This window comes from Luteimicrobium album, assembly GCF_030161555.1.
Classification (GTDB): Bacteria; Actinomycetota; Actinomycetes; order Actinomycetales; family Cellulomonadaceae; genus Luteimicrobium; species Luteimicrobium album.
Genome location: NZ_BSUK01000001.1, coordinates 2,867,755 through 2,891,366 on the forward strand (window position 1 = coordinate 2,867,755; position 23,612 = coordinate 2,891,366).

General features: G+C 74.5%; 14 protein-coding genes and 5 pseudogenes. 12 read left to right on the forward strand and 7 right to left on the reverse strand.

From position 1 onward, the window contains the following. Positions 1 to 179: 179 nt before the first annotated feature. The 3 genes from QQK45_RS14655 to QQK45_RS14665 all read left to right on the forward strand — a co-directional run bounded on the left by QQK45_RS14655 (position 180) and on the right by QQK45_RS14665 (position 4,742). The gene (locus tag QQK45_RS14655) at positions 180 to 1,895 is read left to right on the forward strand and encodes a DUF222 domain-containing protein (RefSeq protein ID WP_284293938.1); all 1,716 of its coding nucleotides are present in this window, start codon (positions 180 to 182) and stop codon (positions 1,893 to 1,895) included. A 185-nt stretch (positions 1,896 to 2,080) separates the two neighbouring features. Then, the gene (locus QQK45_RS14660; RefSeq protein WP_284293940.1) at positions 2,081 to 3,280 is read left to right on the forward strand and encodes an LLM class flavin-dependent oxidoreductase; all 1,200 of its coding nucleotides are present in this window, start codon (positions 2,081 to 2,083) and stop codon (positions 3,278 to 3,280) included. A 64-nt stretch (positions 3,281 to 3,344) separates the two neighbouring features. Then, entirely contained in the window at positions 3,345 to 4,742 is a 1,398-nt protein-coding gene (locus QQK45_RS14665; protein ID WP_284293941.1) for an NtaA/DmoA family FMN-dependent monooxygenase, read from the forward strand. Between the two features lie 331 nt (positions 4,743 to 5,073). Here QQK45_RS14665 and QQK45_RS14670 read toward each other — a convergent pair. Both QQK45_RS14670 and QQK45_RS14675 read right to left on the reverse strand, forming a co-directional pair. Continuing rightward, positions 5,074 to 5,793: pseudogene (locus tag QQK45_RS14670) on the reverse strand (phosphotransferase); the annotation flags it as partial. 64 nt (positions 5,794 to 5,857) lie between these two features. Then, positions 5,858 to 6,652: an LLM class flavin-dependent oxidoreductase gene (locus QQK45_RS14675; protein ID WP_348525245.1), complete on the reverse strand. Its 795-nt coding sequence runs from the start codon at positions 6,650 to 6,652 to the stop codon at positions 5,858 to 5,860. Between the two features lie 78 nt (positions 6,653 to 6,730). Here QQK45_RS14675 and QQK45_RS14680 point away from each other — a divergent pair. The 4 genes and pseudogenes from QQK45_RS14680 to QQK45_RS14695 form a co-directional block, all read left to right on the forward strand. Further along, positions 6,731 to 7,933 (forward strand): annotated as a pseudogene (locus QQK45_RS14680) (cysteine desulfurase family protein); the annotation flags it as partial. 13 nt (positions 7,934 to 7,946) lie between these two features. Continuing rightward, positions 7,947 to 9,065: a tRNA 2-thiouridine(34) synthase MnmA gene (gene mnmA, locus QQK45_RS14685; protein WP_284293943.1), complete on the forward strand. Its 1,119-nt coding sequence runs from the start codon at positions 7,947 to 7,949 to the stop codon at positions 9,063 to 9,065. Beyond that, positions 9,062 to 10,081 (forward strand): uroporphyrinogen decarboxylase/cobalamine-independent methonine synthase family protein, encoded by a 1,020-nt coding sequence (locus QQK45_RS14690; RefSeq protein WP_284293944.1) that lies wholly within the window; start codon positions 9,062 to 9,064, stop codon positions 10,079 to 10,081. The genes mnmA and QQK45_RS14690 overlap by 4 nt, the downstream gene beginning before the upstream one ends. Positions 10,082 to 10,137: 56 nt before the next feature. After that, the gene (locus QQK45_RS14695; RefSeq protein ID WP_284293945.1) at positions 10,138 to 10,668 is read left to right on the forward strand and encodes a hypothetical protein; all 531 of its coding nucleotides are present in this window, start codon (positions 10,138 to 10,140) and stop codon (positions 10,666 to 10,668) included. A 25-nt stretch (positions 10,669 to 10,693) separates the two neighbouring features. Here QQK45_RS14695 and QQK45_RS14700 read toward each other — a convergent pair whose 3' ends face one another. Continuing rightward, complete coding sequence (locus QQK45_RS14700; RefSeq protein WP_284293946.1) at positions 10,694 to 11,848, reverse strand: S1C family serine protease; 1,155 nt, start codon at positions 11,846 to 11,848, stop codon at positions 10,694 to 10,696. Beyond that, complete coding sequence (locus tag QQK45_RS14705) at positions 11,845 to 14,013, reverse strand: prolyl oligopeptidase family serine peptidase (protein WP_284293948.1); 2,169 nt, start codon at positions 14,011 to 14,013, stop codon at positions 11,845 to 11,847. The genes QQK45_RS14700 and QQK45_RS14705 overlap by 4 nt, the downstream gene beginning before the upstream one ends. 162 nt (positions 14,014 to 14,175) lie before the next feature. Here QQK45_RS14705 and QQK45_RS14710 point away from each other — a divergent pair, with 162 nt between their 5' ends. Beyond that, positions 14,176 to 14,463 (forward strand): hypothetical protein, encoded by a 288-nt coding sequence (locus QQK45_RS14710; protein WP_284293949.1) that lies wholly within the window; start codon positions 14,176 to 14,178, stop codon positions 14,461 to 14,463. Positions 14,464 to 14,592: 129 nt separating this feature from the next. Then, positions 14,593 to 16,913: pseudogene (gene ligA, locus QQK45_RS14715) on the forward strand (NAD-dependent DNA ligase LigA). 16 nt (positions 16,914 to 16,929) lie between these two features. On the opposite strand, the gene QQK45_RS14720 reads toward ligA, so the two are convergent. From QQK45_RS14720 to QQK45_RS14730, 3 genes and pseudogenes are all read right to left on the reverse strand, one after another. Continuing rightward, a complete protein-coding gene (locus tag QQK45_RS14720) occupies positions 16,930 to 17,862 on the reverse strand; it encodes a dihydrodipicolinate synthase family protein (RefSeq protein WP_284293950.1) in 933 nt (310 codons plus the stop codon). Continuing rightward, positions 17,859 to 18,527 carry a ThuA domain-containing protein gene (locus tag QQK45_RS14725; RefSeq protein WP_284293951.1) on the reverse strand — a complete coding sequence of 223 codons (669 nt, stop codon included), beginning with the start codon at positions 18,525 to 18,527 and terminating at the stop codon, positions 17,859 to 17,861. The genes QQK45_RS14720 and QQK45_RS14725 overlap by 4 nt, the downstream gene beginning before the upstream one ends. A 25-nt stretch (positions 18,528 to 18,552) precedes the next feature. Further along, a pseudogene (locus tag QQK45_RS14730) lies at positions 18,553 to 19,733 on the reverse strand (ROK family transcriptional regulator). Positions 19,734 to 19,965: 232 nt separating this feature from the next. Between QQK45_RS14730 and QQK45_RS14735 the strand changes: the two are divergent. The 3 genes and pseudogenes from QQK45_RS14735 to QQK45_RS14745 all read left to right on the forward strand — a co-directional run bounded on the left by QQK45_RS14735 (position 19,966) and on the right by QQK45_RS14745 (position 23,608). Beyond that, positions 19,966 to 21,440: pseudogene (locus QQK45_RS14735) on the forward strand (sugar ABC transporter ATP-binding protein). Continuing rightward, positions 21,437 to 22,507 carry an ABC transporter permease gene (locus tag QQK45_RS14740; RefSeq protein WP_284293952.1) on the forward strand — a complete coding sequence of 357 codons (1,071 nt, stop codon included), beginning with the start codon at positions 21,437 to 21,439 and terminating at the stop codon, positions 22,505 to 22,507. The pseudogene QQK45_RS14735 and the gene QQK45_RS14740 overlap by 4 nt, the downstream one beginning before the upstream one ends. A gap of 54 nt (positions 22,508 to 22,561) precedes the next feature. After that, positions 22,562 to 23,608, forward strand: coding sequence for a substrate-binding domain-containing protein (locus QQK45_RS14745; protein WP_284293953.1), 1,047 nt, complete (start codon positions 22,562 to 22,564; stop codon positions 23,606 to 23,608). Positions 23,609 to 23,612 lie beyond the last annotated feature (4 nt).

Genomic DNA, 23,612 nt, shown 5'->3' on the forward strand with positions numbered 1-23,612 from the left:
GCTCGGACCGTCGAGCTCCGGCCCGGTCGGCGGAGTCTCCTGTCGGGACGCAGGTCGGCGGCCATCGGTAGGGCGGGCCCCTCCTTCGCTCTGACGGCGTCCTTTGGCTGGCGCACCGCGCTTCGGAGCTTCGCAGCAAGGGGTGGCGAGTGTCGGTGGTCTCTGGCACAATCGAACACATGTTCGAACCGATGCCTCAGGCGGTGCCAGCGACGGAGCTGGCGTCGGGCTGTGCCGTCGACGCCGCGGGTGTCGCCGATCCGCCGAGGCTTCCGGGACTCCCCGCTGACCCGCTCGCGGCGTTCCTGGACGAGGCCGCGGGCTTCGAACCTGCGCCGGACGGACCGCTGGTCGAGCGGCGCGACCTCGACGGACTGGAGGATGTGGTTCCGGGCGCGGCGCTCGCCCTGGCGCTCGAGGGGCTCGAGCCGGCCGACCTCTCCGACGAGGCGCTGCTCGAGGTCGCCGCCGCGGCAGAACGACTGCGCTCGTGGGCGTTCGCTCTGCAGGCGAGGACGATCACGGAGCTGACGCTGCGTGCCGGTGGCTCGGGCGTCACCCTCGACGGGGTGTCGGCCTCGGCTGCTGCTCGGCTGTGCCTGACAGGTCGATCGGCGGACCTGCTGGTCGGTATGGCGGCTGGTCTGGGCGACCTGCCCGAGGTCGCGGACGCGTTGGGCGACGGCCGGATCGACGAGCGTCGCGCGCGGACCCTGGTGGACGGCTCCGTGGACGTGCCGCGTGAGGACCGACGGAGGCTGGTCGCGCCCCTGGTGGGGACGCGGTCGGAGCCGGGACCGGCGTGCCGTCTCACGGCACCGCGGGTGCGTGAGCGCGTCCGCAGGGCGGTCGCGGCTTACGACCCCGCTGGGGCGGACCGTCGTCGGGAGCGGGCGAGGGCGGAACGGTGCGTGCGGTTCGAGCCTGCCGGTGACGCGATGGCGTACCTGAGCGCGCTGCTGCCCGCCGGGGACGCTGCGGGAGTGCGAGCCCATCTCGACGCGCTCGCGGTACCTGCCCAGCGTGCGCCGGGCGAGGTGCGGACCCTGGACCAACTCCGGGCGGACACCCTCGTGGCGCTGTTGACCGGTGCGCGTCCCGTCGAGCACCGCAGGCCAGACCCGTGTGAAGCCGCCCCCGAAGCGAGCCCAGCGGCGACCGAGGGTGCGGCGACGGAGGGTGTGGCGACCGGCGGAGTAGCCCTCGACGACGTCGCGATGGGCGACGCAGTGGTCGACGGCGTCGCATGGACGGCTCCCACCGTGCGGACGGTCGTCCACGTCACGGTTGCCGCCTCGACCCTGCTGGGTCTGGACGACGAGCCGGGTGAGCTGCGGGGATTCGGGCCGATCCCGGCTTCTCTCGCGCGCGGCCTGGCCTCCGGCCCGAACGTGACGTGGCAACGGATCCTCACGGACCCGGCGACAGGAGTCGCGACGGACGTCTCGCGCCGGACCTACCGGCCGGGCGTCGTGCTCGGGGACCTCGTGCGCGCCCGCGACGAGACCTGCACGTTCCCGGGCTGCCGGGTACCCGCGTGGCGGTGCGACCTGGGTCATGTCGAGCCGTTCGACCACGCGAGCGCCGGCGCCGAGCCGCGTCCGCCGGGACAGACACGGGCCGACAACCTGCATCCCGTGTGCCGCCGTCATCACAATCTCAAGACCCACGGCGCCTGGTCGACGGTGCGTGACCCGGCGAGCGGTCGCGTGACCTGGGGCGCCCCGTCGGGGCACGACCATGTCGTCGGTGCGCACGTGGTCGACCGCGCTCACGCGTGCGCCGCGCTGGGGGACGGCGAGGTCGAGACCTCGCGCCCGGCTGCGGCAGGGCGGCGGGATGTCCCGGCAGTCCCGATCCGGCGGGAACTGCTCGACGAGGGTCCGCCGTTCTGACGCTCCCGTCGTCCGATCGTTCGGACGCCCGTCGTCCTGGCGTCTCGTCTCCCACCGCCGTCACGTGACGTCACGTCGTCCCGGGTCGCGAGAGGCAGCCGTCGAGCAGCGCCGGTCACCGGTCCCCGTTGCTACGGTCCGGCCACCACGGAGCGGGCCTCGGCCCGGGAGAGGCGGCCACCGTCATGTCCACGTTCCACCTCGGTATCGCGCTCGACGGCGCGGGCTGGCACCCTGCGGCCTGGCGCGAGCCGGACGCTCGACCCCGCGATCTGCTGAGCGCGGGCTACTGGCTCGACCAGGTCCGCGTCGCGCAGGAGGCGATCGCCGACCTCGTGACGTTCGAGGACTCGTTCGCGATCCAGTCGACCGACCACTTCGCGCCCGACGACCGCCTCGACCAGGTCCGCGGACGCCTCGACGCGGAGCTGATCGCCGCCCGGCTGGCCCCGGTGACCGAGGGCATCGGCCTCGTCCCGACCGTGACGGTGACGCACACGGAGCCGTTCCACGTCGCGAAGGCGCTCGCGACGCTCGACTGGACGAGCCGCGGGCGGGCGGGCTGGCAGGTCCGGGTCAGCGCCGGGTCCTCTCAGGCGGAGCTCTTCGGCCGACGTGACTTCCTCGAGTTCGTCGCCCCGTTCGACATCGAGGACCCGGCCGTCGCGGCCCACGTCTCCGACACGTTCGAGGAGGCCGCGGACGTCGTCGAGGTGGTCCGACGGCTGTGGGACTCGTGGGAGGACGACGCGGAGATCCGCGACGTCGCGACCCAGCGCTTCATCGACCGGAACAAGGTGCACCGGGTCGACTTCGAGTCGCGCTTCTTCTCGGTGCGTGGCCCGTCGATCACGCCGCGCTCGCCGCAGGGACAGCCGGTCGTCACGTCGCTCGCGCACAGCCGGGTGCCGTACGAGCTGGCGGCGCGCTCGGCCGACCTGATCTTCGTCACGCCGTTCGACGACGACGACGCGCGCCGGATCCTCGGAGAGGTCCACGACGCCGAGACCCGGGTCGGGCGGGAGGGCGAGCCGCTGCAGGTGTGGGCGGACGTCGTCGTCGTGCTCGACGCGGACGGCGAGACCGGGCAGGCCCGGCGGGCGCGCCTCGACGAGACCGCGGGCACGGTCTGGACCACGGACACCGGCATCGACGCGGGCTCGGCGGCCGCGATCGCGGACCGCGTCGAGTCGTGGCGCGACCTCGGCTACGCGGGCGTGCGCCTGCGCCCCGCGACGCTCCCCGGCGACCTGACCGCGATCGCGCGCGACCTGGCGCCCGAGCTCCGGCGGCGGGGGCTCGCCCGCGGCGCCTACGACCGTGCGACGCTGCGCGGGCTGCTCGGCCTGCCGACGGACGTGCCGAGCCGCTACGCGGCCGCGTGACGCGCCGGACCCGCACGCGCCGGACCGCACCCACCGACCACCCGACCCAGACCGGAGGAACGCCATGAGCGAGACCGGCAAGCCCCGCAAGCAGATCATCCTCGGCGCCTACCTCGGGGGCGTGAACCACCACACCCTGTGGCAGCTGCCCGAGGCCGGCAGCCAGATCGACTTCTCGTCGTTCGAGCACACGGCCCGCACCGCCGAGCGCGGCCGCTTCGACTTCTTCTTCCTGGCCGAGGGCCTCGCGCTGCGCGAGCGCGACGGCCAGGTCTTCGACCAGGACGTCATCGGCCGACCCGACACGTTCACGGTGCTCGCGTCCCTCGCGGCGGTCACCGAGCACCTCGGGCTGGCGGCGACGATCAACGCGACGTTCAACGAGCCGTACGAGCTGGCGCGTCAGCTCGCGACCCTCGACCACCTCTCGGGCGGTCGGGCGGCCTGGAACGTCGTCACGAGCTTCGACGCGTTCACGGGCCAGAACTTCCGGCGCGGCGGCTTCCTCGACCGCTCGCAGCGCTACGAGCGGGCGGGCGAGGCGGTCGCGCTGGTCCGTGCCCTGTGGGACTCGTGGGCCGACGACGCGATCGTGGCCGACCAGGCGAGCGGCCGGTTCCTCCGCGGTCCCGACGACGCCGGCCGGTTGCCGGGGCAGTTCGAGCACCACGGGAACCAGTTCGACGTGCGCGGCCGGTTCACGGTGCCGCGCTCGCCGCAGGGCCACCCTGTCGTGCTCCAGGCGGGCGTCTCGCCGCAGGGCCGGGACTTCGCGGCCGCGAGCTCGGACGCGATCTTCTCGCCGTTCACCCGGCTCGACGAGGCGCAGGCCTACTACCGCGACATTCAGGAGCGGGCGGCCCGGCTCGGCCGGGCGCCGGGCTCGGTGAAGATCCTGCCGAGCGGCTCGTTCGTCCTCGGCGACACGCAGGCCGAGGCGGAGGAGAAGGCACGCTGGGTCCGGGACCAGCAGGTCACGGGCAAGACGGCGCTCATCCTCCTCGAGCAGATCTGGAACCGGGACCCGTCGTCCTACGACCCCGACGGCCCGCTGCCCGACGTCGAGCCCGACGTCGCCGCGCCGCCGTTCATCCAGGGCCGAGCCCTGCTCGACGCCGACCGCGTCGGCTGGGCGAACCGGCTGCGGGCGCGCGCCGAGGAGCACGGCTTCACGCTCCGCGAGACCGTGATCGACCAGTTGTCGCGCGCTGAGTTCGTCGGGACGCCGCAGCAGGTCGCGGACCGGATCGACGACTTCGTCCAGCAGGACGGCTCCGACGGGTTCATCGTCGGCTCGCACCTCGTGCCGACCGGGCTCGACGAGTTCGTCGACCGCGTGGTCCCGCTGCTGCAGGAGCGCGGGTCGCTGCGCACCGAGTACACGGGCACGACGCTGCGCGACAACCTGGGGCTCGCGGTCCCCGAGCGTCGGGCGGCCGAGCCCGAGCCGGCGCTCGCCTGATCCCGGCTGCTCGACGGCGCGCGCTCACCGTGCGCCGTCGAGCAGCACCTCCAGCCACGCCGCGGCGGCAGCCCTGCGCACGCTGGAACGCGCGCAGCCGGGGGATCGACGGGACCGGCGGGCGCCGTCCGGAGTCGAGGAAGTACGCGGTGATCCCCGCGACGACGGCCAAGACCTGGGCGTCGTCGATGCCCGCGGCGGACGGACCGGACCGGAAGAGCGCGTCGAGCTCCGTCCCCACCGCGCGCCGGTGCTCGACGTCGGCCGGTCCGGCCAGCGGGTCGGTGCGGCCCCGGATCCCCTGCATCCCGACGCTCGGCAGGAACCCGACGAGGTCGAAGAACGCCGCCCCGCGCATGGCCCACGGCCAGTCCACGACGACCACGCGACCGCCCGAGACGAGCAGGTTGTCGGCGCGCAGGTCGCCGTGCACGAGCGCGTCGCCGGCGCACGCCGCGGCCCCCTGCCCGGCGAGGTCGACGAGCTCGTCGAGGCGGACCGGCGCCCAGGGCGCGATGTCCGCGAGGGCCGGGTCGGGGTCGTCGCGCAGGCGCTCCCAGCCGGTGAAGAGCCCGGCGGCGTCGGTCGCGGCGTCGGGCAGGTCGAGCCCAACGGCGCTCGTGGCGCCGACCCGGGCGACGGCGTCGAGGACGGCGTCCAGCTCGTCGGGATCCCACGGGATGGCGGGCGTCCGTCCGTCGACGACCTCGTAGGCCGCGACCACCCAGTCGCCGTCGTCGTGGACCCAGAGCAGTCGGGGACGGGGGACGGCCGCGGGAAGCGTCGCGGTCACCCGCGCCTCGGCACGGTGCAGCCGGGCACTGTCCGGCTCGTCGGCCTCGCGAGCGGCCTTGACGAACGCCCGCGCCCCGGATGCGGTGGTGAGCACCGACGCGAGCCCCGGGCTGAAGCCCGTCTCCGCGCTGCGCTCGTCCACCACGCGTCCGCCCAGCCGCTGCTCGACGGCGGCGCGGCCGGCCGCCGGAAGGTCGGGCCAGCGCAGGCGCCGGCCTCCCGACGGATGGGGCACCACGTGCGGCTCCGAGGTCATCGCCGCACGCTACGCGAGGACCCGTCGCCGGGACAAGCCCTTTCCGGTGCTGCGGGAGACACGCTCAGAGCAGCGGCCGCACCTGCGTCCCGACGTACGTCATGAACGCGGCGCCGTCGACGGGCGCGTCGTACGCCCCCGGCTGCAGGACGACCGTGTCGGCGCCGGCCTCGGCCATCGCGTGGACGGCGTCGGCGTCGCGCTGCGGGTCGTCGGTGGTGGCGAGGTTCACGACGACCAGGTGACCGTCGGCACGCCCGGACGTGACGCGCGCCTCGTCGACGACCGCGCGCGCGGCCCGGACGTCGTCGGCCGCGCTCTCGGCGGTGAGGATCGTGCCGTCGGCGACCTCGCCGGTCAGCCGGACGGTGCGGGGGCCCGTCGCGGCGGACAGCACCGGGGGAGCGGTGAGCGGGGGCCAGTCGAGCGCGACGTCCCGGAGCTGCACGTAGCGGCCCTGGGTGGTGACGCGCTCCCCGGCGAGCAGGGCGCGCAGCGCGGTCGCGTACTCGCGCAGCAGCGTGAGGGGCGACGACGCGCGGTTGCCGACCTGCTCCATCCACTCCTGGACGCCGTGCCCGATCCCGGGCAGGAACCGACCCGGGAACGCGCGCTCGAGGGTGGCGACCTCCATGGCCGTGAGCGCGACGTTGCGCAGGGGCGTGGGCATGACGCCGATCCCGACGCGGATCCGCGACGTGGCCGTCAGCGCGATGGCCGCCGTGGCGATGCCGCTCTCGCGGAAGCAGTCCTCCCAGAGCCAGAGCTCGTCGATGCCGGCTTCGTCGGCGACGCGGGCGGCGGGGACGAGGGCCTCGGGCGGGAGGCTGGGCGGGAACACGGCGCCGAGAGTGGTCATGCCCCATTCTCGCCACCGGGCACCCACGGCGTACGGTCTCCGGCGCGTCCACGACCGTCGCCTCCGTAGACTTGACCGGTGACCCGCGCCTACCTCGACCACGCCGCGACGACCCCCATGTCGTCGACGGCGCTCGAGGCGATGACGGCGGAGCTCGCCCGGACGGGCAACCCCTCGTCGCTGCACACGGCGGGCCGGGCGGCTCGCCGGACGGTCGAGGAGTCGCGCGAGGCGCTCGCGGCCGCGGTCGGTGCGCGTCCCAGCGAGGTGCTCTTCACGGGTGGCGGCACGGAGGCCGACAACCTCGCGGTCAAGGGGATCTTCTGGGGCCGTCGCACCGGGCACCCGGAGCGCCGCCGCATCCTCGTCTCGGCCGTCGAGCACCACGCGGTCCTCGACCCGGCGTTCTGGATGGCCGAGCACTCGGGTGCCGAGATCGTTCTGCTCCCGGTCGACGCCGAGGGCCGGGTCGACCTCGCTGCGCTGCGCGAGGAGCTCGCCGCGAACGCCGCGCAGACGGCGCTCGTCTCGGTCATGTGGGCGAACAACGAGGTCGGCACCGTGCAGCCCGTCCGCGAGATCGTCCAGCTCGCCCACCAGCACGGCGTCCCGGTGCACAGCGACGCGGTCCAGGCGCTCGGGCAGGTCCCGGTGAGCTTCGCCGCGAGCGGCCTCGACGCCATGACGGTCACCGCGCACAAGCTCGGCGGCCCGGTGGGCACGGGCGCGCTCGTCGCGCGCAAGGACCTCCCGATGACGCCCGTCCTCCACGGCGGCGGCCAGGAGCGCGGCGTCCGGTCGGGCACGCTCGACGTCGCCGGGATCCGCTCGTTCGCCGTGGCCGCGACCGAGGCCGTGGGTGCGCTGCCCGAGCGGGCTGCGCGCCTCGCCGCGCTGCGCGACCGGCTCGTCGCGGGCGTCGTCGAGCGTGTGCCCGACGCCGTCCTGCGCGGCCCCGCGGACCTGTCCCTGCCGCCCGACGGGCGGGCCGCGCGCCTGCCCGCCAACGCGCACCTGACGTTCCCGGGCTGCGAGGGCGACTCGCTGCTGTACCTTCTGGACTCGGCGGGCGTCGAGGTCTCGACGGGGTCGGCGTGCCAGGCCGGCGTCCCGCGCCCGTCGCACGTCCTGCTCGCCATGGGCGTCCCCGAGGTCGAGGCCCGTGGGGCGCTGCGCTTCTCGCTGGGCGCGACGAGCACCGACGCCGACGTCGACCTCGTGCTCGAGGTCCTGCCAGGCGTGGTGGACCGCGCGCGGGCCGCGGGGCTCGTGTCGCTCGGCGCGGGGGTGCGCGATGAGGGTGCTGGCGGCGATGTCGGGCGGCGTGGACTCCGCGGTGGCGGCGGCGCTCGCGGTCGAGGCCGGCCACGACGTGGTCGGAGTGCACATGGCGCTGTCGCGCACCCGAGACCAGTTCCGCACGGGCTCGCGCGGCTGCTGCTCGATCGAGGACGCCGGCGACGCCCGCCGCGCGGCCGACGTCATCGGCATCCCGTACTACGTGTGGGACCTGTCGGAGCGCTTCGAGGAGACGGTCGTCGCGGACTTCCTCGCCGAGTACGAGGCCGGCCGCACGCCCAACCCGTGCGTGCGCTGCAACGAGCACATCAAGTTCGAGGCGCTGCTCGACCGGGCCACGGCGCTCGGCTTCGACGCGGTCGCGACCGGCCACTACGCCCGCGTCGTCGACCACGACGGCCGCCGTGAGCTGCACCGCTCCCCGAACACGGAGAAGGACCAGTCGTACGTCCTCGCGGTGATGGGGCCCGAGCGGCTCGAGCGGGCCATCTTCCCGCTCGGCGACTACGCCTCGAAGGGCGAGGTCCGGGCCGAGGCCGAGCGCCGCGGCCTGTCGGTGAGCGCCAAGCCCGACTCCTACGACATCTGCTTCGTCGCCGACGGCGACACCCGCGGGTTCCTGCGCGACCGGCTCGGCTCGCGCCCCGGCGAGATCGTCGACGCCGAGGGCACGGTGCTCGGCGAGCACGACGGCGCGTACGCGTTCACCGTCGGCCAGCGCAAGGGCCTGCGGATCGACCGCCCCGCCGACGACGGCCGCCCCCGCTACGTGCTCGACGTGCAGCCGGCGCAGAACCGGGTCGTCGTCGGGCCGGCGGAGCTCCTGACGGTCGACACGATCACGGGCGGTGCTCCCGTCTGGTTCGACGGCACCGACACCTCGGGCGCCTGGTTCGACGCCGAGGTCCAGGTCCGCGCGCACGGCGAGCCGGTGCCCGCGAGGGTCCGAGCGGTGGAGGGAGGCGTCGAGGCCCGCCTGACCGGCGACCGCCTGCGCGGCGTCGCGCCCGGCCAGTCGCTCGTCGTCTACGACGGGACGCGTGTCCTCGGCCAGGCGACCGTGTCCGCCGCCTCGCGGTCCGGCGCGTCGCACGCCGCGACGGCCCTCGCATGACCGTCGTCTCGGGCCCCGGGCCGTTCCCGGGCGTGGAGCCGCTCGACGCCCAGCAGGCCGTCCTCGACCACCTCGTCGACGTGCCGTACGGCGCCGACGGCCTGCCGTTCCTCGTCCAGCTCCCGCAGCGCGGCCCCGGCAGCGACCCCGTGGGCCGCACCGCCACCCTGCTCGACGAGCTCGCGACCGAGCTCGGCCCGCACGGCTGGAAGCTCGCCGACCGTCCCGGCACGGACCAGCGCCACGCCGCCTCGGCGCTGCGCAACGACCTGACGGCGCTCGCGGTCGCGGCGCACGGCTACACCGGTCGCCTCACGCTGAGCGTCCTCGGGCCCTGGTCGCTGGCGGCGCAGCTCTACCTGGCGCGCGGCGACCGCGTGCTCACCGACGCGGGAGCGGTGCGGGACGTGGCCGCGTCGCTCGCGTCCGGCCTGGTGCAGCACCTCGCCGACGTCCGCGCCCAGGTGCCCGGGCTGGGCGACGTCGTCGTGCAGCTCGACGAGCCGCTGCTCGCCCAGGTCGCCGCGGGTGTCCTGCCCACGTTCTCGGGCTACTCGCGCATCCCCGCCGTCGCAGGCCCCGAGCTCGTCGAGGGCCTCCAGCCCGTGCTCGACGCCGTCCATGCGGCCGGGTCGTCGAGCGTCGTGCACGTCGGCCCGGCCTGGGTCGGCGTCGCCCCCGTGGTGCTCGCCGGCGCACAGGGCGTCGGGCTCGACGTCGGGTCGTGGGACGAGAGGACCTGGGAGACCGTGGCGCGCGCCGTCGAGCGGGGCGTCACCTTCTGGGCGGGCCTGCCACGGGCCAAGGTGTCCCAGTGCGCCGGCCCCGAGCTCGGGACCGTCGCCGACGCCCTCACCGTGCCGTGGAAGCGCGTGGGCCTGCCGCTCGCCGGTCTGCGCGACGTCGTCGTGACGACCCCGGCCGCACCGCTCCCGGGCTCCGACCAGGAGGGCCGCGACCTGCTCGGCACGCTCGTCCGGGTGGCCGAGGTCGTCGCCGAGCGGTCCGACGCGTGAGCCTCGCCCGGCCGCCTCGACGCGCGCCGGACGCTCGCCCGGGTCACCCTGTTCGCATGGGCACGAGCGCGCCGGCTCGCTCGGGGGCGCCCGCCGCGCGCGGTCCGCGGCTGTGGCGGGTGGTCCTGTACGCCGTGCTGTGCTCGTTCGTCCCGTGGGCCCTCGGCGGGCTGTGGGCGGTGATCGCGCGCGCCCAGAAGGGCTTCCCGCTCGGCGGCGGCTCGTTCGCCGGCGTCGACGCGGACCGCTGGCTCGAGTTCGCGAACGACTGGTTCATCGCGTCGTCCTACGTGCTGCCGTTCGTCGCGGCCACGCTGATCGCCGGCTGGGTCGTCGTCGTGCCGCAGCGCAACCGGTGGGCGCTGGCGCTCGCGGTCACGGTCCTCGTCGCGGCGGTCGTGCTGCTCATGGCGTTCGGCGACGGGTTCGTGCACGGGGTCGGCTCGCCGTTCACGTACGGCTTCGTGGCGCTGCTGCTCTCGGTGGTGACGCTCGACCTGCCCCTGTGCTTCGTGCTCGCGGCATGGCTCGCGGTCCCGCTGCGCGTGCTCGCGCCGCCCCCGAGGCCGCTGAACCCCTGGCGCTGAGCCCCTCCGACGTCCCCGGACGAGGTCACCTGGCGGAGGTGGGCAGCGGCGCGAGCGTGATCGTCGTCTGGTGCTCCTTGCCTTCGCGCACGTACACGGCGTCGACCTTGTCCCCGTTCTGCGAGGTCACGGTCAGTCGCGCCAGGGTGGCGGTCGTCGGCGCGGTCACGTCGCCGAGCCGCGTGACGAGGTCGCCCGGCCGCAGGCCGGCCTTGTCGGCCGCGCCGCCGCTCACGACGGACTCGACGAAGAGCCCCGGCTCGACGTCGAACGCCGCCGCGGTCTCCTGCGTCACGGTGGACGCGGCGAGCCCGAAGCTCGGGTGGGAGACCTTGCCGCGCTCGAGGAGCTCGTCGGTGATCGCGCGCACCGTGTCGACGGGCACCGCGAACCCGATCCCGACGGAGCCGCCTCCGGCCTCGCCGTTCGCGTTCGGGACCGTCGCGATCGCGGTGTTCACGCCGACGAGCCGCCCGTCGCAGTCCACGAGCGCCCCACCGGAGTTGCCCGGGTTGATCGACGCGTCCGTCTGCACGACGCCGGTCAGGACCGTCGTCCCGCCCGTGCCGGTCGGCACGGTGACCTCGCGGCCGAGCGCGCTCACGATCCCGGCCGTGACGCTCCCCGACAGCCCGAGCGGCGCGCCGAGCGCCACCACGGGCTCGCCGACGTCGACGGCGTCGGAGTGCGAGAACGGGATCGTGGGCAGGCTGTCGCCCGCGTCGATGCGGAGCACCGCGAGGTCGGTCTGCGGGTCGCGGCCCACCAGCTCGGCGTCGTAGGAGCGGCCGTCGGACAGCAGCACCTCGATCTTCCCGCCCTTCACGGCGGGCGTGATGACGTGGTCGTTGGTCACGACGACGCCGTCGGACCGGACGATCTCACCGCTGCCCGTGCCGCTGCCGCTGGAGCCGTGCGCGGCGATCGTCACGATCGTGGGCAGGGTCCCGGACGCGACGTGGACGGCGTCGCACGCGCCGCCCGTCGACGAGGCCACGTGCCCGCCCCACACGCCGCCCGCGAACCCGAGGGCGGCGGCCGCCACGAAGGCGCCCGCGACGAGCCACGGGGCCCTGGAGCGCCGCTCGGCCGCCGGCCCGTCCGGGGTCGCGGCGTCCGTGTTCGCGCTCGTCGGCTCGTCCTGCTCGCCGTCGCCCGCCTGCTCGTCGTCGCTGCTCATCCCAGCCGCCCCCACAGGAACCGGTACGCGATCGCCGCCATGTGCGCGGCCTGCTTGTTGTCGGCGGCGCCGCCGTGCCCGCCCTCGACGTTCTCCCAGTACGTGACGTCGCGGCCGCCGTCGAGCAGGAGCGCCGCCATCTTGCGCGCGTGCCCGGGGTGCACACGGTCGTCGCGGGTCGACGTCGTGAACAGGACGGGCGGGTACGCCCGCTCCGGGTCCACGAGGTGGTACGGCGAGAAGGTGCGGACGAACTCCCACTGCGCGGGGTCGTCGGGGTCGCCGTACTCGGCCGCCCACGACGCTCCGGCGAGCAGCTTCGTGTACCGGCGCATGTCGAGCAGCGGCACCTGGCACACGATCGCCCCGAACAGCTCCGGGTACTGCGTGAGCATGTTGCCCATCAGCAGGCCGCCGTTGCTCCCGCCCTGGGCACCGAGGTGCCCGGGCGTCGTGACGCCGCGGGCGACGAGGTCGCGGGCGACGGCCGCGAAGTCCTCGTACGCGCGGTGGCGGTGCTCCTTGAGGGCCGTCTGGTGCCAGGCCGGCCCGTACTCGCCGCCGCCGCGGATGTTCGCGACGACGTAGGTCCCGCCACGCGTGAGCCAGGCCCTCCCCAGGCCGCCCGAGTACGACGGCGTGAGGGAGATCTCGAACCCGCCGTAGCCGTACAGGAGCGTGGGTCGGGCGCCCGCGGACGGCTCCGCGGGGCCGATCTGGAAGTACGGGACGCGCGTGCCGTCGTCGGACGTCGCGAAGTGCTGCGAGACGGCCAGCCCTGCCGCGTCGAAGAACGCGGGCATCGATTTGAGGGGCTCAGGGATCAGCCGCTCGCCGTCCGCCTCGTCGCCCGGCCCCACGACGCGCGCGAGCGAGAGCGTCGTCGGCGTCAGGTAGTCGGTGGTCACGAGCCAGACGTCGTCGTTCGTGTGCGAGTCGACGGCCCGGACCCCGGTGGTGCCGAACGCCGGCGCGCCCGGCAGCGGGCTGCGCGCCCAGGGCGTGCCGGGAGCGGCGCCGGAGCCCGGCGGGGTCAGGACGTGGAGCCGGTTCTTGACGTCGTCGAGCACGTTGACGACGAGGTGGTGCTCGGTCCAGGTGGCGCCGGCGAGCGACGTCGTCGGCGTGGGCTCGAACAGCACGGTGAGCTCGCGCGAGCCGGCCATGAAGTCGCCGAACCGCACCGCGAGCAGCGCGCCGGCCGGGTAGGTCACGGCGCCCGTGGCGCCCTCGACCGTCCACGGGTCGCGCAGCTCCACGAGGAGCCACTCGCGCCGTGGGGCCGCCTCCGCCGAGCGCGGCACGTCGACGAGCCGGAGCCGGCCCGCGGGGTCGAGCCAGTACAGCTCGGCCTCGTAGAACGCGATCGCTCGGCTCACGAGGTCGCGCTCGTACCCGGCGTCGCGTGCACGGTGCGCCGAGATGTACAGGTCGTCGCGCTCGCCCGCGTAGACGGTCTCCGCCGACTCGAGGGGCGTCCCGCGGCGCCACCGCTTGACGACGCGCGGGTAGCCGGACGTCGTCGTGGTCGGCGCGCCGTCGGGCCCGGGGCCGAAGTCGGTGAAGACGAACACGGTGTCGTCGTCGACCCACGCGAGGCCGCCCTTGGCCTCGTCGCGGTGGAACCCGCCCTCGGCCGGCGGCACGATCCGCTTCGCCACGAGGTCCACCTCGCGGCTCACGTCGGCGTCGGAGCCGCCGCGCGACAGGTCCACGATCGCGCGACGCCAAGGCTCGTCGGGGTCGGTCGGCCGCAGGACGCTCGCGCCGTGCCAGACCCAGGACTCGCCCTCGGCCTCGGCGAGCGCGTCGAGGTCGAGCACGGTCTCCCACTCCGGGCTGTCCGTGCGGTAGGAGTCGAGCGTGGTGCGCCGCCACACGCCGCGCACGTGGACGTCGTCGCGCCAGAAGTTGTAGAGCCGGTCGCCGAGCTGCGACACGTCGGGGATCTTGTCGTGGCTGTCGAGCACCTCGAGGATCTCCGCCTCGAGGTCGGCGAGAGCGGGCACCGGGGCGCCGCCCGTCGTCGTGGGCGCGGCACGGAGCCGCTCCTCGGCGTCGGCGTTGCGGGCACGGACCCAGTCGAGCGCGCGCTCGCCCTCCACGTCCTCGAGCCACAGGTACGGGTCGTCCGGCGCGGAGGCGGGGTCGGAGAGCGACGTCATGGCAAGAACCCTAGAGCGGCGCGGGCGTCCCGGCCCGGCCACGGGTCAACCTCGTGGGGGACCCGGGCCGACGGCGGGACCACCCACGGGCGTACGGACGTCGGGCGAGGTCGCGACCGGGGCCCGACGCGGCGAGGGACCGCCTCGGCGGAGGCTCGAGGCATGGCAGCAACGCATCTGCACCCGTTCCACCGGTCGCCCGCTCGTGGCGGGGCCGGACGCTCCCGACGCCGCGGCACCGGGGCCCGCGACCTGCTCGACGGCGTGGTCGCGGCCGCGATGGCGGTGCTCGCTCTCGTCGCGCTCGTGCTCGCGCTCGTCCTGGTCGGGTCCTGGGTCGGACGCGCGGTCGCCGGGCACGGGCTGACGAGCGTGTCGTCGTCGGGCGTCGCGCCCGCGGGCGTCGTGGACCGGCCGGTGTCGGACCCGCACGGCATGATGGGCGCGTGAGCGACGAGCTGACCCACGAGCCTCTGGACGCCCCCGCCGTCGTCGAGCGCGTCCGCGCCGACCGCCGCCACCGAGGCGAGCCCCGACCTCGCCGACGCGCACCGCCGTTGGGCGGAGCTCGCGGAGAGCATCGAGGCCGACCAGTTCGCCTACTACATCAAGGACGCGCCGATCAGCTCGGACGCGGACTACGACGCACGCCTGCGCGAGCTGCAGGCCCTCGAGGACGCGTTCCCGGAGCTGCGGAGCCCCGACTCCCCGACGCAGCGCGTGGGCGGCACGTTCTCGACCGAGTTCGCGGCCGTCGAGCACGTCGAGCGGATGCTCAGCCTCGACAACGCGTTCAACGCGGAGGACATGCGGGCATGGGCCGACCGCGTCGCCAAGGAGCTCGGCGAGGATGCGGCACGGGACGTGCACTACCTGTGCGAGGTCAAGATCGACGGCCTCGCGATCGCGCTCCTGTACGAGGGCGGGCGTCTCGTGCGGGCCGCGACGCGCGGCGACGGACGGACGGGCGAGGACGTCACCCTGAACGTCCGCACCATCACGACCATCCCGCAGACGCTCGGCGGCGATCCCGCCACGCACCCTCACCGGATCGAGATCCGCGGCGAGGTGTTCTTCCCGGTCGCGGACTTCGAGACCCTCAACGCCGCGCAGGTCGAGGCCGGCAAGGCGCCGTTCGCGAACCCCCGCAACGCGGCGGCCGGTTCGCTGCGCCAGAAGGACCCGCGCGTGACGGCGTCGCGCCCGCTGCGCATGTACGCGCACGGCGTGGGCGCGCTGCAGTGGGAGGAGGGGAGCACGCGCAGCTCGAGCGTCAGTCGCAGGCCTACGAGCTCTTCGAGTCGTGGGGCGTGCCGGTCTCGAGCCACAACAGGGTGGTGACGGGGATCCCGGCCGTCCTCGAGATGATCGACTACTACGGCGAGCACCGGCACGACATCGAGCACGAGCTCGACGGGCTCGTGGCCAAGGTCGACGAGCTCGCGCTGCAGCGCCGGCTCGGCGCGACGAGCCGCGCGCCTCGCTGGGCGATCGCGTACAAGTACCCGCCCGAGGAGGTCAACACCAAGCTCCTCGACATCCGCGTCAACGTGGGCCGGACGGGCCGCGTCACGCCCTACGGCGTGATGGAGCCGGTCAAGGTCGCGGGCTCGACGGTCGAGATGGCGACGCTCCACAACGCGAGCGAGGTCGAGCGCAAGGGCGTGCTCATCGGCGACACGGTCGTGCTGCGCAAGGCGGGTGACGTGATCCCGGAGATCGTGGGTCCGGTCGTCGCGCTGCGCGACGGCACCGAGCGGGCGTTCGAGATGCCCACCGCCTGCCCCTCGTGCGGGACGCCGCTCGCGCCCGCCAAGGAGGGCGACGTCGACATCCGCTGCCCCAACCAGCGCTCGTGTCCGTCCCAGCTGCGCGAACGTCTCTTCCACGCCGCGGGCCGCGGCGCGTTCGACATCGAGGCGCTCGGCTGGGAGGCCGCGATCGCGCTGACGGACCCGGAGCTCGACCGTCCGACCGACCCGGCCCTGTGCGCGTCCGGCGAGCTCCCACCCGTCCAGCGCCCTGTCCTCGCGACCGAGGCCGGGCTGTTCGACCTCACGCCCGAGGACCTGCGCGAGGTCCGCGTCTGGCGCGAGATCAAGAAGAAGGGCGTCGGCACCGGGCTGTGGGAGGACCGGCTCTACTTCTGGACCAAGGCCACGGCCACCAAGCCGTCCGCGCCGCACGCCAACACGACCCGCCTGTTCGCCGAGCTCGACAAGGCGAAGACGCAGCCGCTGTGGCGGGTCCTCGTCGCCCTCTCGATCCGCCACGTCGGCCCGACGGCGGCCCGCGCCCTCGCGCAGCACTTCGGCTCGCTCGACGCGATCGAGGAGGCCGCGACGCGCGAGCCCGCGGACGCCCAGGAGGACGCAGCGAAGCCGCCGGCCGAGCTCGCGGCGGTCGAGGGTGTCGGCCCCACCATCGCGGTCGCGGTCCGCGACTGGTTCGGCGATGCGGACGACCCCGACAACTGGCGCCGCGAGATCGTCGACCGCTGGCGTGCGGCCGGCGTGCGCACCGCGGACGAGCGCGACGAGTCCGTCGCACGGACGCTCGAAGGCCTCACGGTCGTCGTGACGGGGTCGCTCGAGGGCTTCACGCGCGACGGCGCCAAGGAGGCGATCCTCGCGCGGGGCGGCAAGGCGTCGGGGTCGGTTTCCAAGAAGACCGACTTCGTGGTCGTCGGTCCGAACGCCGGGAGCAAGGAGACCAGGGCCCGCGAGCTCGGTCGCCCGATCCTCGACGAGGCGGGCTTCGTCGCCCTGCTCGAGGGCGGCCCCGACGCGGTCACAGTGGCCACCCCGGACGACGACGCAGCTCGCGACGACGCAGCTCCCGACGACGCTCTGCGCGACGATGCCGCGCCCGGCCTCGAGCTCGAGGCCGACGAGGAGTGACGCCGCCCTGCGCGCGCTAGGGTCGCCGCGCGACGACGTCCCTGAGCCGCGAGACGCCGTCGGGCGGGACGGGCAGCCAGGGTCCGCGCGGAGGGCCGGTCGGCACTCCGAGCAGGGTTGCGAGCGCGTGCAGCCCGGCTACGGGCCGCACGGTCCCGAGCGCCACCGCGAGGTCGTGCAGCCAGGTGCCCTGCGGCGTCGGGCCGACGTCGCCGTCCACCCGTGAACGCCGGAGCGTGACGTACTCCGCGGGCGCGAGCGCGGCGAGCCCGGTGTGCCACGCGTCGGAGACCGAAGCGTCGGAGGTGAGGGCGACGTCGCCGCTGAGCCCGACCGCGACGCTCGTGGCGACTCCGGCACGGTCGGAGCCGAGCACGTCCTGCAGCGCCTCGACGCGCGTGCCGCTCCGCGTCGGGAGTGTCGCCGGGTCCTTGACGCCCCGGAGCGTGGTCGTGGCGGCGAGCTCGGCGAGCAGCCCGGGCGTGAGGTCGTATCCGGTCTGCACGGGCTTGTTGTAGAAGCACAGCGGCAGCGCGCTCGCCGCGCCGACGGCCCGCACGAGCGCGGCGACCTCCGCGTCCACGAGCGGGGCGTAGGAGAAGGGGGCGAGGAGCAGCCCGTCGGCGCCCGCGCGCTCGGCAGCCCGCGCGTGCTCGACCACCTGCGACGTCGCGGGGGCGCTGACCGCGACGTGCAGGGGCACCGAGCCGGCGGCCTCCCGTGCGGCGCGCACGACGCGGTCCCGCTCGGAGGCGTCGAAGGCCCGCCCGTCTCCGCTCGACGCGAGCACGACGACGCCGTCGACGCCGGCGCCGACCGCCGCCCCGACGAGCTCGCCCAGCACGGCGAGCGCAGGCGTGCCGTCGTCGTCGAGCGGGGTGATCGGATAGGCGAGGAGCCCGGTGAAGGGGTCGCCGGGCACGGCCCGGCGGGGCGCGCGGGTCGTCACGCGCGGGCCGCCCAGAGCAGCCCGCGCTCGATGATCGCGCGCAGCGACGGGTGCTCGAGGTCGGCGAGGTGGTGCCCGGGTGTCGACACGAAGACGCGGCCGTCGCCCCACTGTCGGGTCCAGACGGCGGGGGAGACGACGGGCTCGCGCCACTCGACGTCCGGGCCGGGGGCGATGGTCGTGGTGGCGAGCACGTCGCTGAGCGCGTCGGTGAGCATCCAGTACTGCTCGGAGGTGAGAGAGAACTCGTCGATCCCGGCGACCACGGGGTGGTCCGCCCGCTCGGGTACGACGCGGACGGTGTGTCGCACGATGTCGCGCGGGTGCGCGGCGAACTGGCCGCCGACCATCTGCAGGTAGTCGGTCGCCATCCGGAACGAGTCGATGACGCCGCCGTGCCACCCGGCGAAGCCGGTCCCCGACGCGACGGCCCGGCGCAGCCCGCGCATCTCGTCGGGCAGGATCTCGCCCATGGTCCAGCACTGGACGACGAGGTCCACGGTGGCCATGTAGTCGACCTCGGCGTAGACCTCGAGGCTGTCGTCGACGTCCACGGTGAAGCCGTGGTCCTCGAGGAAGGGCAGGAAGAGGTCGCTGGCCTCGACCGGCGCGTGCCCGGGCCAGCCGCCGCGCACGACGAGCGCTCGGCGGTCCTTGGCAGTCATACGTCCTCCTCGACGCGTGGGGTGGTCATGAGACGAGGGCCTCCACGGCAGGGGCGGACAGCACGGCGTCGACGGCCATCGCGCTCGCGCCGAGGACGCCCGCCTCGGCGCGGGTGTGCGCGGTGGCGATGCGCAGGTGCTGGGTCGCGAGGGGCAGGGAGCGCTGGTACACGACCTCGCGGATCCCGGCGAGGAGGTTCTCGCCGGCGTCGGCCAGGATGCCGCCGACGACGACGACGGACGGGTTGAGCAGGCTGACGGTCGCGGCGAGGACGGCCCCGATGTCGCGCCCGGCCTGGCGGACGGCGTGGCTCGCGTCGAGGTCGCCGGCCCGGACGAGCGCGACGACGTCGGCGCTCGAGGTCACGGGAGCGCCGGCGGCGCGCAGCGCGTTCGCGACGGCCTGACCGCTGGCGACGGCCTCGAGGCAGCCGACGTTCCCGCACCGGCAGGGGACGTCGCCCGCGCCGGGGACCCGGATGTGGCCGAGGTCGCCCGCGGCGCCCTGAGCTCCGCGGCGCAGGTTGCCGTCCATGATGATCCCGGCGCCGATGCCCGTCGCGACCTTGACGAAGACGAGGTCGGTGGCCTCGCGCCACGCGGTGCGGTGCTCGCCGAGCGCCATGACGTTGACGTCGTTGTCGACGAGGACGGTCGTGCCGAGCGCGCGCCGCAGGGTGCCGGGCACGTCGGCGCCGTCCCAGCCGGGCATGATCGGTGGGTTCATCGGCCGTCCCGTGGCGTGGTCGACGGGTCCGGGAGCCCGACCCCGACGCCCGCGAGGTCACGGTGCGAGGCGCCGGCCTTGTCGACGAGCTCGGTGCCGAGCGCGGCGACGCGCGCGAGGACCTGCGTGGGTCCGGCGGCGATCGCGAGCGGCTCCTCGTGCTCGACGAGGACGCGCGACGCGAGGTCGGTCACGGCGAGCCGGGCGTGCGTGGCGCCGAGGTCGACCGCGAGGACGACGCGAGCGGCGGGGTTGAAGGCGAACGTCGACGGCGGCCGTCCGCCCGTGGAGCTGGCCTCGCCCGACGGCGTGACCAGCCCGAGGGCGAGCAGGGAGTCGATGCGGGCGGCGATCGTCGAGCGCGCCTGGCCGGTCACGGTCGCGAGCTCGGCGCGCGTCCGCGGACGTCCGTCGCGGAGGAGCTGGAACATCTCGCCGGCGCCCGTCGGCCGGGGTGCGAACTTGAGCAGCTCCTCCATGCGGACAGTGAACCACGGGTCACCCGACGCGTGGTCCGGGCTTCCATCTGTCACAAGACGGTAACGGTACACGAGGTTCTCAACTTTTGATTGACAGTCGATAGAAGTCTGGCTACTTTCGTCGCATGGTCAGTGACGACCCTCACGCCAACGACGGCGTCCCCCCGGCGGTCATCCCGCCGGCATCCCCACCGACGGCCCGGGCCCCGCTCCGGTCCTCGAGGTGCGCGGCATCGTGAAGACGTTCCCCGGCGCCCGAGCCCTCGACGGCGTCGACCTCGAGGTCCGCTGCGGCGAGGTGCACTGCCTGCTCGGGCAGAACGGCGCCGGCAAGTCGACCCTCATCAAGGTGCTCGCGGGCGCGCACCAGCCGGACGAGGGGACCGTCCTCGTCGACGGCGAGCCCGTCGTGCTGGCGCGACCCACGGACGCGCTCCGGCACGGCATCGCGACGATGTACCAGGAGCTCGACGTCGTCGACGGCCTGACGGTCGCCGAGAACGTCTACCTCGGGCACGAGCTCGCGACCGCGGGCTTCACGCAGCGGCGGGTCGCGGCCCGACGCACGCGCGAGCTCATGGCGCGGCTGGGCCACCCCGAGATCAGGCCGCGCACCGAGGTCGGCGCGCTGTCGGCCGCGGGCAAGCAGATCGTCTCGATGGCGCGCGCGCTGTCCCACGACGCCCGGGTGATCGTCATGGACGAGCCGACCGCGGTGCTCGACTCCGAGGAGGTCGAGAACCTGTTCCGCGTGGTCGCGGAGCTCACGGCCGCCGGCATCGCCGTCGTGTACATCTCGCACCGCCTCGAGGAGATCCGGCGTGTCGGCGACCGGCTCACGGTCCTCAAGGACGGCCGCACCGTCGCCACCGGGCTGCCGGTCGCGTCGACCGAGCGCGCCGAGCTCATCCGGCTGATGACGGGCCGCGCCGTCGAGTACGCGATCCCGCGCCGCCCGGCGCCCGCCGCCGCCGCTCCCGTCGTGCTCGACGTCGAGGGGCTCGAGCTCGCGGGCTCGTTCCGCGACGTTTCCTTCACGGTGCGGGCGGGGAGGTCGTGGGCCTCGCGGGCCTGGTCGGCTCCGGACGCTCGGAGATCCTCGAGTCCGTGTTCGGCGCCCGGCGCCCGACGGCCGGGACGGTTCGCGTGGGCGGCCGCGCGCTGCGCCCCGGCTCGGTGGCCGGTGCGGTCGCCGCGGGCGTCGGGCTGTGCCCCGAGGAGCGCAAGAGCCAGGGCCTGATCCTCGATCAGCCGGTGTACCGCAACATCACGCTCTCGACGTTCAGCCGGACGGCGCGTGGGGGCCTGCTCGACGAGCACGCCGAGCGCGAGGTCGCGCGCGGGCAGATCGAGGCGCTGGACCTGCGCCCGTCCGACCCCGACCGCCCGGCCCGCACGCTCTCGGGCGGCAACCAGCAGAAGCTCGTCCTCGCGCGCTGGCTCGTCCACGGCTGCCGGGTCCTGCTCCTCGACGAGCCGACCCGCGGCGTGGACGTCGGCGCCCGGTCCGAGATCTACGCCCTCGTGGGGCGCCTGGCCGCGCAGGGGACGGCCGTCGTCGTCGTGTCGAGCGAGATCGGCGAGGTGATCGGCCTCGCCGACCGCGTCCTCGTGGTGTCGGAGGGGCGGGTCGTCCACGAGGCGCCCGCCGACCGGATCGACGAGCACCAGGTGCTCGACCTCGTCATGGAAGGAAGTGCCGCATGAGCGACCACGACGTCACCACCGCCCCGGCCGGCGGCACCCAGGCCCCGGCCCCCGCGCCCGACGACGCTGCCCGTACCGTCGCGGAGCGCAGACCCCGTTCGTTCCTGCGCGGCTCCGCGGGCCGCAACCTCGGGCTCGTGATCGCGCTCGTCGCGCTCTGCGTGGTCGGGGTGGCGACCGCGGGCGACCGGTTCGCGAGCGTCGACAACGCGATGACGATCCTGCGGCTCGCCGCGGTGCTCGGAGTCATCAGCATCGGCATGACGTTCGTCGTCACGGCTGGCGGCATCGACCTGTCGGTCGGCTCCGTGATCGGACTCTCGTCCGTGTGGGCGACGACGCTCGCAACGCAGACCCTCGCCGAGGACACAAGCTGGCTCGTCATGGTCGGCTGCGCGCTCGCCGTCGGTCTCGGCGCGGGCGTGCTCAACGGCGTCCTCGTCGCCTACGGGCGGGTCGTCGCGTTCATCGCGACGCTCGCCATGATGGTGTCCGCACGCGGGCTCGCGGAGATCATCGCCAACCGGCAGACCCAGATCGTGCGCGTCCAGAGCTTCCTCGACGTCTTCCAGTCCGAGCCCCTCGGCATCTCGCTGCTCGTCTGGATCTTCGCGGTCGTCGCCGTCGCGGGCTGGTTCCTGCTCAACCGGACCACCTTCGGCCGGCGGACGGTCGCCGTCGGCGGCAACCCGGAGGCCGCGCGCCTCGCGGGCATCAAGGTCCGCCGCCACACCCTGTACCTCTACGCGCTGTCGGGCCTCGCCGCGGGGATCGGCGGCCTCATGATGCTGGCCCGCACGACGGCGGGCTCGTCCACCAACGGCCAGTACTACGAGCTCGACGCCATCGCGGCGGTCGTCGTGGGCGGCACGCTGCTCGTCGGCGGCCGCGGCACGATCGTCGGCACCGTCCTCGGGGTCCTCATCTTCTCGACCCTGAGCAACGTCTTCACCCAGAACAACCTCTCGAGCTCGGCGCAGGCCGTCGCCAAGGGCGTCATCATCGTCCTCGCCGTGCTCCTCCAGCAGCGTTTCGCCGACCGGTCGCGCAGCACCGGCAGCGCGTAGCGCCGCGTCCCAGCCCCGGGCACCACAGCAGCACCACGATCAAGGAGGATCGCCATGTCCGCACCGCTCCGACGCCGCAGGGTCGCCCTGCTGGGAGTCGCCGCCGCCGCGACGCTCGCCCTGTCCGCGTGCACGTCCAACACCCCGTCCGACGACGACTCGCCCGCAGCCGGCCCCGCCGCGACGTCCGACAACGACGCCACCGGCAAGACCGTCACCATCGGGTTCTCCGCGCCCGCGGCCGACCACGGCTGGATGGGCGCGATCACCAAGGCGGCCGTCGCCGAGGCCAAGAAGCATCCCGACGTGAAGCTCGTGCAGGCCGAGGGCACGAACGACGTCAACCTGCAGATCAGCCAGATCGAGGGCTTCATCAACGACAAGGTCGACGCGATCGTCGTCCTGCCGTTCGACGGCGCCGCCCTCACCGGCGTCGCGCGCAAGGCGATGGACGCCGGCATCCCGGTGATCAACGTGGACCGCGAGTTCTCCGACCCGAACGCCGCCCGCGTCACCGTCCTCGGCGACAACTACGGCATGGGCGTCAGCGCGGGTGCGTACATCTGCGGCAAGCTCGACGGCAAGAAGGACGCCGTCGTCGCGGAGATCGCGGGCATCGACTCCCTCCCGCTCACCCAGGACCGCAGCAAGGGCTTCTCCGACGCGCTCGCGAAGTGCGGGCTCGAGGTGAGCAACCGCGTCGCCGCCGACTTCACGGTGCAGGGCGGCGAGCAGGCGGCCGCGAACCTGCTGCAGGCGGCGCCGCACATCGACGCGATCTGGAACCACGACGACGACCAGGGCGTCGGCGTCATGGCCGCGATCAAGGACGCGGGCCGCGACGAGTTCTTCATGGTCGGCGGCGCGGGCTCGGCGAACGTCATGCGCGACATCAAGAAGGACGACACCGTCCTCAAGGCGACGGTCGTCTACCCGTCGACGCAGGCCGCCGACGGCGTCGCGCTGGCCCGCATGCTCGTCCAGGGCAAGGCGCTGAGCGACCTGGTCGAGGTGGAGGTGCCCCGCAAGGTGCAGCTCTACGCACCCGTGGTGACCAAGGACAACGTCGACCAATACATGTCGACCGCGTTCGAGTCCTGACCGG